At 40.4% G+C, this 13,714-nt stretch carries 16 protein-coding genes and 1 pseudogene; 7 read left to right on the forward strand and 10 right to left on the reverse strand.

Translation table 11 applies throughout. The features are described from left to right. Positions 1-7: 7 nt before the first annotated feature. The gene (locus tag C427_RS21020; protein ID WP_007642949.1) at positions 8-3,076 is read left to right on the forward strand and encodes a TonB-dependent receptor domain-containing protein; all 3,069 of its coding nucleotides are present in this window, start codon (positions 8-10) and stop codon (positions 3,074-3,076) included. 222 nt (positions 3,077-3,298) lie between these two features. On the opposite strand, the gene C427_RS21025 is transcribed toward C427_RS21020, so the two are convergent. From C427_RS21025 to C427_RS21035, 4 genes are read right to left on the reverse strand one after another with little or no spacing between them, the layout of a single operon-like run. Further along, on the reverse strand, positions 3,299-4,249 hold the full coding sequence (locus C427_RS21025; protein WP_007642947.1) for a DUF4097 family beta strand repeat-containing protein: 951 nt from the start codon (positions 4,247-4,249) through the stop codon (positions 3,299-3,301). 27 nt (positions 4,250-4,276) lie between these two features. Beyond that, entirely contained in the window at positions 4,277-4,435 is a 159-nt protein-coding gene (locus tag C427_RS27920; protein WP_015431290.1) for a hypothetical protein, read from the reverse strand. A 23-nt stretch (positions 4,436-4,458) separates the two neighbouring features. Continuing rightward, entirely contained in the window at positions 4,459-4,776 is a 318-nt protein-coding gene (locus C427_RS27925) for a hypothetical protein (protein WP_015431291.1), read from the reverse strand. Next, on the reverse strand, positions 4,769-5,335 hold the full coding sequence (locus tag C427_RS21035) for an RNA polymerase sigma factor (RefSeq protein ID WP_007642944.1): 567 nt from the start codon (positions 5,333-5,335) through the stop codon (positions 4,769-4,771). The genes C427_RS27925 and C427_RS21035 overlap by 8 nt, the downstream gene beginning before the upstream one ends. Positions 5,336-5,433: 98 nt before the next feature. On the opposite strand from C427_RS21035, the gene C427_RS21040 reads away from it, so the two are divergent. From C427_RS21040 to C427_RS27930, 3 genes are read left to right on the forward strand one after another with little or no spacing between them, the layout of a single operon-like run. Continuing rightward, positions 5,434-6,069, forward strand: a complete 636-nt coding sequence (locus tag C427_RS21040; RefSeq protein WP_007642942.1) for an MOSC domain-containing protein — start codon at positions 5,434-5,436, stop codon at positions 6,067-6,069. A 15-nt stretch (positions 6,070-6,084) separates the two neighbouring features. Continuing rightward, positions 6,085-6,342 carry a DUF4287 domain-containing protein gene (locus C427_RS21045; protein ID WP_007642939.1) on the forward strand — a complete coding sequence of 86 codons (258 nt, stop codon included), beginning with the start codon at positions 6,085-6,087 and terminating at the stop codon, positions 6,340-6,342. Beyond that, positions 6,339-6,500 carry a hypothetical protein gene (locus C427_RS27930; RefSeq protein WP_236613719.1) on the forward strand — a complete coding sequence of 54 codons (162 nt, stop codon included), beginning with the start codon at positions 6,339-6,341 and terminating at the stop codon, positions 6,498-6,500. Before C427_RS21045 ends, C427_RS27930 begins: the two co-directional genes overlap by 4 nt. A gap of 195 nt (positions 6,501-6,695) precedes the next feature. Here the strand turns inward: C427_RS27930 and rplI are convergent, their stop codons facing one another. The 5 genes from rplI to C427_RS21070 all read right to left on the reverse strand — a co-directional run bounded on the left by rplI (position 6,696) and on the right by C427_RS21070 (position 9,396). After that, entirely contained in the window at positions 6,696-7,148 is a 453-nt protein-coding gene (gene rplI, locus C427_RS21050) for a 50S ribosomal protein L9 (RefSeq protein ID WP_007642932.1), read from the reverse strand. 15 nt (positions 7,149-7,163) lie between these two features. Continuing rightward, entirely contained in the window at positions 7,164-7,391 is a 228-nt protein-coding gene (rpsR, locus tag C427_RS21055) for a 30S ribosomal protein S18 (protein ID WP_007622887.1), read from the reverse strand. Continuing rightward, entirely contained in the window at positions 7,391-7,816 is a 426-nt protein-coding gene (gene rpsF, locus C427_RS21060) for a 30S ribosomal protein S6 (protein WP_007642931.1), read from the reverse strand. The genes rpsR and rpsF overlap by 1 nt, the downstream gene beginning before the upstream one ends. A gap of 918 nt (positions 7,817-8,734) precedes the next feature. Then, complete coding sequence (locus tag C427_RS21065; protein ID WP_007642919.1) at positions 8,735-9,121, reverse strand: hypothetical protein; 387 nt, start codon at positions 9,119-9,121, stop codon at positions 8,735-8,737. A 35-nt stretch (positions 9,122-9,156) separates the two neighbouring features. Next, a complete protein-coding gene (locus C427_RS21070) occupies positions 9,157-9,396 on the reverse strand; it encodes a type II toxin-antitoxin system RelE/ParE family toxin (RefSeq protein WP_015431292.1) in 240 nt (79 codons plus the stop codon). A 279-nt stretch (positions 9,397-9,675) separates the two neighbouring features. Between C427_RS21070 and C427_RS21075 the strand changes: the two are divergent. Then, a pseudogene (locus C427_RS21075) lies at positions 9,676-10,330 on the forward strand (DNA-methyltransferase). Between the two features lie 167 nt (positions 10,331-10,497). On the opposite strand, the gene C427_RS21080 reads toward C427_RS21075, so the two are convergent. Next, positions 10,498-11,355, reverse strand: a complete 858-nt coding sequence (locus tag C427_RS21080; RefSeq protein ID WP_007642913.1) for a MipA/OmpV family protein — start codon at positions 11,353-11,355, stop codon at positions 10,498-10,500. Positions 11,356-11,701: 346 nt separating this feature from the next. Between C427_RS21080 and C427_RS21085 the strand changes: the two genes are divergently transcribed. Both C427_RS21085 and groL read left to right on the forward strand, forming a co-directional pair. Next, positions 11,702-11,992, forward strand: coding sequence for a co-chaperone GroES (locus tag C427_RS21085; RefSeq protein ID WP_007622844.1), 291 nt, complete (start codon positions 11,702-11,704; stop codon positions 11,990-11,992). A 38-nt stretch (positions 11,993-12,030) separates the two neighbouring features. Next, positions 12,031-13,668 (forward strand): chaperonin GroEL, encoded by a 1,638-nt coding sequence (gene groL, locus C427_RS21090; RefSeq protein ID WP_007642907.1) that lies wholly within the window; start codon positions 12,031-12,033, stop codon positions 13,666-13,668. Positions 13,669-13,714 lie beyond the last annotated feature (46 nt).

The following is a 13,714-nucleotide window of genomic DNA, read 5'->3' on the forward strand; positions in this document are numbered from 1 at the left end:
GACATACATGTTTACAAATTCAAAATTGACTAAGTCAATTCGTTTAGCATTAGTTTTTGGAGCTACGGCTCTAATTACGCCTTACTCAATCGCTCAAGAAGTTGCCTCTGAAGCAATTTCAGAAGAAGAGTCTTTTGAAAAAATTGAAGTTACTGGCTCTCGTATAAAGAAACTTGACCTAGTAACTACACGTCCGGTGACATTTATTGATTCTGATTATTTAGCAGAAAGAGGCATAACAAATGCACAATCTGCGGTAACCGATATCCCAGGCGTATTCGCAGCTGCTTCTCCAGAAGTCGGCGGAAACACTGCCGCTGCATCTCAAGGTGTTGGTCAACGTACCATCAATATATTTGGCCTAGGTTCCCAACGTACGTTGACACTAGTCAATGGTAATAGATTTGTATCAAGCAACTCACCAGTTGGCGGTTCATCTAGTGACGGTTCTCAATTAGATGTAAGTAACATCCCAGTTGCACTTATCGACAGAGTTGAAGTAGTAAAAGTAGGTGGTGCAGCAGTATACGGTGCAGATGCCGTCGCTGGTGTAGTTAACTACGTATTGAAAAAAGACTATGAAGGCGCTGAAATATCCGTTGACAACAATTTCATAGGTACTGATTTAGGCAATGACTTTTCAGTTCGCGGCTTAATCGGTGGAAATTTTGATTCTGGTAAAGGTAACGCAGTAATCGCCGTTGAATATAGCAAGCTAGACAACATTCTTGCTAAAGATGTAAAAACACTATCGAACAACTGGTCTGCATTCACCCCTACGGCTGCTGATGCGGTACTTGATGCCGATGGTGAGCGTTTTGCTGGCCAGATACGTTTATATGAAAACACGCGTGCTGGTATTCTATCGTTTAGCGGCTTATTGACTCCGGGTGATACTGCTATAACCAACTTGGGTTTAGGCCAATGGTCAGATGGAAATTTTTATCAAGTAGATCCTTCTGGTACAGGTAACTTAGTACCTTATGATACTGGTGTACCAACTGGTAATGCAGTTTGGTCTGCAGGCGGTGACGGTTTAGATTTGGGTCAAACCAATACTGCACAAGAAGGTATTGAGCGTTGGAATCTAACCTCAATGTCAACTTATGCAATTACTGATAATATTAATTTAAACTTTTTAGCTTTTGCCAATTCTTCAGAAGCGAAGAATCCAGGATACCAAGCGGCACAATATAACTCTGGTGTATTTGGTGGACTAGCCGGAGCACTTGAGTTTGCTACTGACTATCCATATTTAAACGATTCAGCTAGAAGTGAAATTGAAGGACTATTAGGTGGTCCGGGTAACTTTTACATGCACAAAGGCTGGACTGACTTAGGGCAACGTGAAGTTATCAATGAATCTAATGTATTTAGTTTCAAATTTGGCTTTGACGGTGATTTTGAAGTCGCTGATGAGTTTTGGACTTGGGAACTTAACTATCAAAAAGGTTGGAGTTCAGTTTATTCACAATCTTCATCTGTCAATGAACTTAGATTTGTAACCGCTATGGATGTGGGTGTTAACCCGGATACTAATCAGATTGATTGTCGTTATAATTATGAAGATGAATACGGCGAGCAATACCGTCCAGAAGGATTCGGCTTAACTGCTGACGACAATCCATTAGGCGGAGCTGATGCATGTTCACCACTTAACCCTTTTGGTGAAATAACTGACGCCGCTCGTGATTATGTTTTATACAACTCGATTGGTAAAACGCGAATCGAGCAAGAAATATTTAACGGCTACCTTTCTGGTACCGTGATGAGCTTACCAGGTGGTGATTTAGGTGTTGCAACTGGTTTTGAACATCGTAAAGAGTCCGCTTCTTTTGCTGATGATGCTTCTAGTTCGTTTATTGGTACTACAGCTAACTCACTTTCGGGTGGATATGACACAACGGATGCTTACGTGGAAGTGTATGTGCCTTTAGTGTCATCTGATATGGATATTCCATTCTTAGACTCTCTGTCAATAGAAACTTCTTTTAGAAGCATGGACAACAGCCGTTCAGGTTCTGATAAAGCATGGGCTCTAGGCGTTAACTTTCGTCCACTTGAAGATGTTATGATACGAGGTAATGTACAACGAACAGTAAGAGCACCAGCTGTTTCAGAACTGTTCTTACCTGTTGTTGAAATCTCTTCTTTTGCAACTGATCCATGTGATGCACGTAATAGAGAATCTGGGCCTAACCCAGCTATAAGACAAGCAAATTGTGATGCTGAAGGCATTCCAGCTGATTTTGCTAGTATTGCGCAAAATGCTTCACGTCGTGGTTTCCAAGGTGGTAATCAGGAATTAGGTAACGAGCAGTCTAAGAGTAAAAACATCGGGGTTATTTACAGTCCGTCTTGGGCTGAAGGTCTTCAGTTCGCTGCAGACTATGTAGAAATCGATATTACTAACGCAATTGTTAGCTTTACACTGACCGATATAATGGAAGCTTGTTATGACGGAGTTGACTTTCCTAACAGCTTCTGTGGCAACTTTACTCGTTTGGATGACAATCAATTACCTACCAATAACGCCTTTACTTCTGGCTTTGTTAACGCGGCGTTGAGAAGTTTTCGTGCGATAGAATATACAGCTAGTTATTCTTCAGATATCAAGGATATTCCTTTTGTAGGTGATATTTTAGGTGAAGTTGGATCTTTTGATATTGCGCTAAGAGCCTTTAATCTGAAGAAAAATGCTACATCTAATACTGGATTCGACTTTTCTGATAATACTGGTCAATATAATAATCCTGATTGGAGAAGCGATTTACGTATTCGTCATTCACTTGGTGATTTCACTACATTGCTCGATATTGAATATTCTGGAGAAGGAGCAAGAAACGTAGAGCAAACCAACGACCTACAGTATATAGATCAATTTGGTAACGCTTACAAAACAATCGAAAGTAGAACACTTGTTAATTTATCGCTTAACTATGCGGTTACTGAAGGCACAGTGGTTAGAGCTAGAATTACCAACTTATTAGATTGGGAACCGTCAGAGAGAGAAAACGCCATTGGTCGTTTCACTTATGGCCAATCAGTTAATGTTGGTTTTACAACTAAGTTCTAGTAGTAATAAAAAGAGCATGTAAAAGTGCTCACGTATGAACCTTAAAAGCTTGGATATTTATTCAAGCTTTTTTTATGTTCGTTAATAGAGTGATTTGGATAGATCATGTCAATTTTTGCTACTTCCATTACAGCTATTGATCGCGTTTTTAACTCTTTCTTTTTGTTTTAATTAAGTCGTTCATAATATACTGAATTATGTGTATACAACATAAAGCTCAGTTTACTTCTTATCTAATCGAGTGTGTCCACTAACAGTTGACACATTCACTTTTGCACTGCCGCCATTTAAAGAGAACTTTAACCAACGATTAGGGCCATACTTCGCTTTTTGCATTTTATCAGTAGATAAATTATTAGTGATACCGCCACCAGCATGACCTTCAATGTCAAACCTTGCCGATACCTCGCTTTGCAAATAGAGGCGAATCGAACCACCTACTGATGAAGCTTCAATCTCGCCGTTGTTCTCAAGTTCAAGCCAAGCCTCTGTCGAACCATTTACTGTATCAAGATTTAGCTGACTGATCTTACCAAGCTTTAATTTGATATCGCCATTGACGGTTTCTACGTTTATATCAGCACTATCACTGAATACTTCAATATTGCCGTTCACCGACTCGTAGGTGTCTTCATTACCTTTTGAACTGCGCGAGTCAATCGAGCCGTTTACAGTACTTATTTTTACGTCACCTTCTAAACTATCTGCAGTGACCTCGCCATTCACTGATTCTAGACGAATACGCCCTGCTAACTCTTTTACATCTATAGAGCCGTTAACTGTTTCAACTCTTGCACCACCGCGAATTTTTTCTAACTCAACATCAGCATTGACTGCGCTGTAGTAGACTTTGCTTTGACGAGGGACGAATATTTCTAAATCGTCACCATTATCTGATCCCCAGTTGCTCCAACCATGGTTATTCTTTACTTTGACTTTGATAAGCACTTCATTGTCGTCTTTTTCGAAGATAAACTTTTCTGTTCTGTCGCCTAGAATGCCTGTTACTTTAACTTCAGATTTATCCCAAGCAATCACCTTGGCAGAACCATTTACATGCTCAATCTGCACATAAGGGGCTTTAGATACGTCCAGTGAACGGTTGATCTTTTCATCAGCCAAAGCAGTCCAGCTCAGACATAAAAGCCCAGCAAAAATTAATAACTTTTTCATTCTTTATACTCCTAAAAATTCAGCACTTTAAATTTGTGACAGTTGTGACCACTTCGGTGAATGCACGCGCTCAATTATATTAATTTGTTGTTGATGCACACTTTGTAGCATCTTTAATAGGGCCATATTGTTTGGCTCATTTTCTAACGCCGTTTTAATCGCATCTGCAGCGTCATCTAATTCCATTAGTTGGTTTTGCCAATTTTGGGTCAGTGCAGGTTGATCTTGAAACCTGACCAATAAAGCATTTTTTGTTTTAGATGCTGTGCACTTAATGATGCAACCAAATCATCACCCGTTAACGAAACAGCCGGCTGGTTAACCGACAACCAGCCAATCAATCCAAACATAGCCACCGTAGCTGCCACCAAGTACATCTTCTTTCCCAAGGCTACACGAGGTGGTTCTGAAGCTTCACTCGACAACGCTAACTCGATACCCGGCCATAAATCTCTCTCTGGCTGTTGGTCTTTATTTAAGTCCGCTAGCTGGTCCGCTAAGGCCTGTTTAAAATTAGTTTTATTCATAGCCCATCCACTCCTTCAACAAATGCTTGGCCCGGTGAAATTGTGCTTTACTTGTGCCCACAGCCATATTGGTCATAGTGGCAATCTCTTCGTGTCGGTATCCTTCAATGGCATGCAGCACAAACACGATTCGTGCTCTGTCAGGCAGTCTTGCAACATAGCTTTCGATGTCAACGCTACTGCTCGACTCTTGTGCTGCTGCGTTCATAACCACAGAATCTTCGATATTAAACATCTTCTGCAGCCACCCTTTTTGTTTACGTATATAAGAAATTGTGATGTTAGACGTTACGGTGTGTAACCAAGTAGAAAACTTACTGTCACCTTTGAAATTTCCGATTTTTCGCCACAACTGAATAAACACTTCTTGTGTTGCATCCTCAGCCAACATTTTTTCACCTGTCAGCCGATAACATAGCCCATACACTTGCCCAATGTATGCTTGATACAATCGGTTATAAGCTTGTTTATCTCCGCCCTGCACAGCTTTTATTAAGTCCCACTCACTTTTTGTGGCAAACTTATGCTGAGCATCGACAACGTTTCCTTGGATAGTCAATCTAATGTCTTACTCTTGTTGTGTTAAAAGATTAGTCGCAGAGTAGATCATTAAAGTTTAAAGCACCAAAAAAATAATTAAAGTGAGTGAAAATAATTATGAAAATCATTGGTTTATATTCGGGGAAGTTATCCAACATTGGTGAAAAGCGCAGTCCAACGGGTATATACAAGCAATCGGTAGAACAAGTATCGGTGGATGAATTAGGTATCATTGGCGATATTCAGGCTGATAAACGCTTCCATGGCGGCCCAGAGAAAGCATTACATCAATATGCATTGAGCAGCTACGAAAAAATCATCAAACGTTACCCGCTTCTACATAAACAAGCCAAGTCAGGCATGATAGGCGAAAACCTGTCAGCCACTGATATGAATGAGCACAATGTGTGTATTGGTGATATCTACAATGTGGGCAGTTGCGTTTTACAAGTTAGCTCACCACGAATTCCCTGTTGGAAAATCGACGCAAAGTTCAAACAACCTGATTTAAATCACTTTATTAGCCAGCATAGACTCAACGGCTGGTATTACCGGGTTTTGCAGGCCGGTGACATCACGCTAAATGATAAATTCCTGTTGCAGCAAAGACCAAATACAAATGTCACTTTAGATACTATGCTTAAGGTGATTCATGGTAAGGCTGAATCGCACCTTATTCAGCTTACAACGAATGCCACAGGCCTTGATCATGAATGGCAAAAACGGCTGCAAAACAAATACCAATTAACTTAGAACGTGAGCCAAGTTATGGAACAAAATTTACTAGAAAAAACAGGTAAAACACTGGACCAGTGGAAGTTATTATTGTCACAACAGTCATTTAGCAAACATGGCGAATACATAACGTTTCTTAAAAGCGAACATGCTATTACTCTCGGTTTTGCCAATTTTATTACCTTGAAGTTTCATGAAGCGTATGCGGCTTCATCTGATGCTGATGATTTAGTTGCTAACCAATATAAAGTAAGGAATGCCTCAAACCTATATTCAACAAATTACTCATGACAATCACCCACCTTGGTTCTGATGTCGAAGCTGTCGCAAAAAAACTGGTAGTGAGTTTGGGAGTAACAAGACAATTCACTCCTATTCAACCGACGACAAAAAAGCGAATCGATCTAGGTCTTAAATTGAATAACACACCCCACAGTGAAAGACTGTAGACATCAGGGCGATTTGGCACTGTGTGAACACATAGAGTGCAACTCACAGAATTAGAAGAAGTTGATAATGAACAAATAAAGTGGATTAAAGAGACCTATAAACAAGCGAAGTAACATTTAAAAACACTAAACAAAAGACATACAAAAACACCGCTAACTTAGCGGTGTTTTTAGATGCTCAAAGACAATTAGCGATTAGGCTTCTTGAATTATAACCAACTTGATGGTCGCAGTAACTTCTGAGTGAATTTGCAAATCAATTTCGAATTCGCCAGTTTCACGTAAAGTACCAACAGGTAATTTAACTTCAGATTTAGTCACTTCGACACCAGCAGCAGTAATCGCAGCAGCTATGTCGCGTGTACCGACAGAACCGAACAACTTACCTTCATCACCAGCAGGAGAAGCGATAGTCACCTCACCCAACTCAGAAATCTTATCTGCACGAGCCTGTGCAGATGCAAGTTGTCCAGCAATTTTTGCTTCCAAATCAGCACGGCGTGCTTCAAATTTTTCTACATTTACTTTAGTAGCGGGAACTGCCTTACCTTGTGGAAACAAGAAGTTACGCGCATAACCTGATTTTACAGTGACTTTGTCACCCAAGCCGCCTAGGTTAGCGATCTTGTCTAATAGTATGATATCCATCTTTGCTACCTATGATTACTTGTGAGAATCAGTATATGGAAGCAACGCTAAGAAGCGCGCACGCTTAATTGCAGTTGACAACTGACGCTGATATTTCGCGCTAGTTCCAGTGATACGGCTAGGTACAATTTTACCACTTTCAGTGATGTAGTTTTTCAACATAGCGATATCTTTAAAATCTATCGCAGGAGCATCAGCAGCAGAAAAACGACAGAACTTACGACGTCTAAAAAAACGAGCCATTATTTATCCCCTTCTTCTACAGGAGCTGGAGCGGCTGTTTCTTCAACGGCAGCAACAGGTTTCTCAGCAGGCTTTTCAAAAGGTTTTTCATCACGCTTTTCACGACGTTCTTCTTTAGCCATAGGAGACTGTTCAGTAACAGCATCTTTGGTACGCATAACTAGGTTACGCAAAACAACATCATTAAAACGGAAAGCAGTTTCTAGCTCTTCAACGGCTTCAGCAGTGGCTTCAACGTTAACTAAAACATAGTGTGCTTTATGAAGTTTATTGATTGGGTAAGCCAATTGACGACGGCCCCAATCTTCCAAGCGGTGGATAGTGCCACCATCTTGGGTAAGAATTCCAGTATAACGCTCGATCATACCTGGAACTTGTTCACTCTGGTCAGGGTGAACCATAAATACGATTTCATAATGACGCATATATGTTGCTCCTCACGGTTGTAGCCTCGATAGCACAGTCAAGCTATATAGAGACAAGGAACTAAAAGTAGTGACTGTTTTAAGCGGCGAAGATTGTATATAAACTGGGCTTTTTGTACAAGATATATTTAGCTTTCATTCAGTAAAAAGTCTGTTTTTCAGTTATTTAGGGGGATGGAGTAGTTTGCTGGGCAGCTTACCCCTTTTATAACCTTTAAAGCATGCGCTGCGCTTACCCGCCTCCATGCGGTTTTTGACTCGAATCCCTTCGAACCAGTTACTCTTTTTGCTGCAGCTAAAAAAGAGTAACCAGAAAAAAGCCGCTCTCCAAATATGTTCTTCATCCAACTATCTGCTCACTTTTGCAGGTCGTAATGATTCGTTCCCGACGAGGCATTACTCAATCGCCTTCCCTGGCGATTGCCCTCCAAAAGAGAGCAGATAATTGGCGAACATACAGTCGAGGGTAGATCAAGAGCATCGGCTTTGCCGACTAAGAGTTTTAAATGGCTACGCCAAAGTCAATGTGTCTCCTGATAGATTACTCTTCCTCAAATAAGCGCTGCACCTTTGATAGATGGGACATAAATACAATTTATCTCATTGGTTTTAAATGATTTTAATTTTTGCGTAGGCAATATGTAGGGAAACAAAGACAACTTAAACAAAAGAGGTTTATAAATAAGCAGTGGTTGCGAGAGAGCGATACCAGCTATCCTTTGCAACGGACTACCCCCTGAAAGTCTCTTAGGGTAAAGCTTGCAGCAAATAATAAATACCATTATTAGACAGGGAGCTTTAATGCTATTAAGCTAGTTTCTCTCAAAATTTGGCATTGCTGAACAACCTAAATCAACGATTAAGGCGACTGCTAACGCCCGTCTGGTGTTATTCCATCTACCCATGAGAGTACAGTTTCTATCGGTAATGTTGGGCGTTTTTACGTTCAAATGTTTTTGCGTTGTATTTGTTATTCTGCGATTCCTGCAAAACTTTCTTTAAACGTATTGGCATTCTCTCCAGCGCTATTTTTTCCCCAAACCCATGAGTAACCATATTTCCTGAGACAAAATTAACTGCGTTCCACGCCATTGAAGATAGTTGAGTTGGAGAGTATGGCGAAACCAACTCCTTAATTTCATCATAAACCGTTTGTGTCACCATGCATTCAGGTCGGTTAAAATGCTTGTCGACAATAAAATAAAGCGTGTTATACATCCACCCCAACTTATTGTATTGGTGCAGCTCTACTATATCCTTATCGCTAAACCCTTTTATTGCCACTTTTGAATTGTTTAATCTCATTTAATCCTTCAAGAATTTCTAATCCAATATCACGATTATTCATGATCGATTGCCTCCGCTATTTGTTTTAAGACATTACCAGAAATTGTCGCCCTTTCAGATTTGCTATACATCGTTAGCATCCAAATTTCATGTTCTGATTTCTTCCAATAATAGATTGCGCGTATTCCACCACTTTTTCCTCGACCAGAAACAGCCCAGCGAACTTTCCTTACTCCACCAGAGCCACCGACAATATCACCGGCATCAGGTTTTTGTAAAAAATACGATTGCAACCCTCGGTAATCATCATCAGAAAAGTAATTGGGTAAGATTTTTTGTGAATATACTAGTTTCTATAAAAATCATATAACAAATATACGGCAATGCCGGATTAATTCAAATGTGTCGATTGACATGTGGCAAGGAATTAAAAGGACTTTTACGTTAATTCCAAGCTAAAAATTCGCACACAAGCCAAGCTTATTGTGTACAGTGCCGAAAATTGGAGAAAGTACAGTCTTCCAATATTTATAATAATGGTATAACAAGCAGTACTTTAGCTTAGGAAATTGATGCGTTTATTTAAAATCGATGCGGTAGATTGGCTCGCCACATTACCGTCAGGCAGTGTGGATTTAGTGATTACAGACCCACCTTATGAGTCATTAGAGAAACATAGGGGAATTGGCACAACCACTCGCTTAAAAGTGAGTAAATCCTCTAGTAATCAATGGTTTAATATTTTTCCAAACGAGCGTTTTGAGAGTTTATTTAAAGAGGTTTACCGAGTACTCAGCAAAAATGCTCACTTTTACTTATTTTGTGATCAAGAAACCATGTTTTTTGTAAAACCTATTGCCGAAAAAATGGGCTTCAAATTCTGGAAAGCTATTGTCTGGGACAAAGTCAGTATAGGAATGGGATATCACTATCGTTCAAGACACGAATTTATACTTTTTTTGAAAAGGAAAAAGAAAGCTTAATAATTTAGGTGTTCCCGATGTACTCGAGTGTAAAAGAGTTTATAGAGGCTATCCAACCGAGAAACCAGTTCCGCTTATCGAAATACTCATTCAACAAAGCACATCTAGCGGAGAATTAGTAATCGATCCCTTTTTTGGCTCTGGAGCGACTCTCTTAGCAGCTAAGAATTGTGGTAGAGAATATCTTGGCAGTGATATATCCGATGACGCACATGATTATTTCATGAACCGCGAACAGAATTAACCACTGGCTATGTATGTCATTCAATAATGTAGCTACCAAAACCTCCTAGTCAGCAAAACGGTCGACATGTGGCCGATACTATTGGCTTAAATTCGTTTTAAAATTCTCCAGTTATTATGTGAATTAGGTGGGAAATGATGACGTTGCATCTAATTAAACATTAAAACCTATCGGCCTGACACCTTTTCTTCACTCTCCCATAATTGCCACACCATGCCTACACCATAAGAATAAGTGCTTTTGTCTCTAAAAATTGGGCTATCCTCATTTGCTGCTCCCGAATGCAGAGAAGCACGGGCAAAGGTAAAAATTCGAATGTCTTCGGTGGCGTTAAATGACAGACCGACAGATAATTCTGTACCTAAATAACCACTTTTGGCATCGTAGGCTGAACGCTGTTCGGTGACAAAATCATTATCAACTTGATAGAAATAATTGTGTAATTTTTCAGTAGCCCAGGTGGGTGACAGGTTAATAGATAATGCGGTTTTCTCGCTTAACCATCCTCGTTGGCGATAACTCAATACCGGTTGAAACACATATCCGCGTTTGTTAAAACCCGAAAAATCGGTTGAAAATGCGGCGCGAGCTTGTAAGTTTAAAAACAACTCTCCTTTGCCATGTTGTTCAAATTCAAATTTAGATAACCGTACTCTAAGCTGTGGTCCTAACTCAAAAATAAAATCTATATCAGGCATACCAAGCCTTGCCTCGTTATCCTCTGAATTAGCGTTAAACGAACCTGCCAAAGATAAGTCGAGTTCATACCAACTTTTATCGATTGCTACTGCTCTGGCAATTGAGCCATCACCAATTCGTAAGGTTTCACCGCGATAAATAAAATATGGGGCGGGAATAACATTAATCTGACGTTGACCTGCTGCAGGGTATTCAGGGGAACTAAAAGCCGCAGCAAATACACCCACCTCCCACACAGGTCGCATATCATCTTCTAAGGCAATCTCCTCCTGAGCTTTGATGTGAGTACTCGTCACAATTAACACCAATAACGCCCAATATTTCATAAAGTAAAGCCTATTGTTTTTTGCAACCAAAATGAAACCTCCCATAGGCAACAATTATAGATTCAAAACCTAATACTCTGTGACAGCAACAAAAGATCCACTTTTACAGCATTGTAAAAGTGAATCACTTACCCTATGTCAAAATGTATGGAGTGAAACATCGTATTTATTTTACTTTTTTAATTAAAAAGCCTTGAGATCACTCCTGCTAACCCCATCTATGAACGCAGAACTAAGTTCTATCAGAAAAGAATTCTAAGCAGACGATGCGTCTTCTGCTTAATCACCGCCTTTATGTCAAAGGCACATAGCATTATTAACATTGGAATTTTCAGGAGATTTGAAAATGGCAATTCGTCCTTTAAACGATCGCGTTATCGTTAAGCGTCACGAACAAGAAAGTAAATCTGCAGGTGGCATTGTATTAACAGGCTCTGCAGCAGAAAAGTCGACTCGCGGCGAAGTTATCGCTGTAGGAAATGGTCGTGTACTAGATAATGGCGATGTTAAAGCAGTCGACGTTAAAATAGGTGACATCGTTATTTTCAACGATGGTTATGGGGTTAAAACTGAAAAGTTAGACGGCGAAGAAGTGCTTATCCTTAGTGAAAGCGACATCTTAGCAGTAGTCGAATAAACCCAATCCATTAACAGCATTTTTGAGGAATTATTATCATGGCAGCTAAAGAAGTTCGTTTTTCTGATGACGCTCGAGTAAAAATGTTAGCCGGTGTCAACATCCTTGCTAACGCAGTAAAAGTAACTTTAGGTCCTAAAGGTCGTCACGTGGTTTTAGAAAAATCATTTGGTGCACCTACCATCACTAAAGATGGTGTATCTGTAGCCAAAGAAATCGAATTGGAAGACAGATTCGAAAATATGGGTGCACAGATGGTTAAAGAAGTAGCGTCTAAAGCAAATGACGAAGCCGGTGACGGTACTACTACTGCAACTGTATTGGCTCAAGCTATTGTGACCGAAGGTTTGAAAGCAGTTGCTGCCGGTATGAACCCAATGGATCTTAAACGCGGCATCGACAAAGCTATTGTTGTTGCAGTAAAAGAATTACAAGCCTTATCTGTACCTTGTGCTGATAGCAAAGCTATCGCCCAAGTAGGTACTATCTCTGCAAACTCTGACGTTGAAGTCGGCGACCTTATCGCTGAAGCAATGGATAAAGTAGGCAAAGAAGGCGTAATTACAGTTGAAGAAGGCCAGTCTCTACAAAACGAATTAGACGTTGTAGAAGGTATGCAATTCGACCGTGGTTATTTGTCTCCTTACTTCATGAACAACCAAGAAAACGGGACAGTTGAACTAGACAACCCATACATGCTTTTGGTTGATAAAAAAATTACCAACATACGTGAATTACTACCTACATTAGAAGCGGTTGCAAAGGCATCTAAGCCTTTGTTGATTATTGCTGAAGATGTTGAAGGAGAAGCACTAGCTACCTTAGTAGTAAACAACATGCGCGGTATCGTTAAAGTAGCAGCGGTTAAAGCACCTGGTTTTGGTGACCGTCGTAAAGCTATGTTGCAAGACATTGCAACACTTACTGGTGGTACAGTGATTTCTGAAGAAATCGGCTTAGAACTTGAAAAAGTAACACTAGAAGATCTTGGTACAGCTAAACGTGTTGTGATCAACAAAGACAACACCACTATTGTAGATGGTGCTGGCGAAGAGGAGATGATTAAAGGTCGTGTTGCGCAAATTCGTGCACAGATTGAAGAATCTACTTCTGACTACGACAAAGAAAAACTTCAAGAGCGTCTAGCTAAATTAGCTGGCGGTGTTGCAGTTATCAAGGTTGGCGCAGCCACTGAAGTCGAAATGAAAGAGAAAAAAGACCGTGTTGAAGATGCACTTCATGCAACACGTGCTGCAGTAGAAGAAGGTGTTGTACCTGGCGGTGGTGTTGCTCTAGTTCGTGCGGCCTCTAAAATGGTTGACTTAAAAGGCGACAACGAAGACCAAACTCACGGTATTACACTAGCACTTCGTGCAATGGAAGCGCCATTACGTCAAATCGCTTCTAATGCTGGCGCAGAAGCTTCTGTTGTGACTAACGCAGTGAAGAATGGCGAAGGCAACTTCGGTTATAACGCTGCCAACGACACATACGGCGATATGATAGAGATGGGTATTCTAGATCCTACTAAAGTGGTTCGTTCTGCATTGCAGTTCGCCGCATCAATCGCAAGTTTGATGATCACCACAGAATGTATGATTGCCGAAGCTCCAAAAACTGATGCACCTGGCATGCCTGACATGGGCGGAATGGGTGGCATGGGCGGTATGATGTAATTAAGCTTCCCCACGCTAGTTGTTGATTTAAAAAGGTTTATTTTAA

Source organism: Paraglaciecola psychrophila 170 (assembly GCF_000347635.1).
GTDB classification, from domain to species: domain Bacteria; phylum Pseudomonadota; class Gammaproteobacteria; order Enterobacterales; family Alteromonadaceae; genus Paraglaciecola; species Paraglaciecola psychrophila.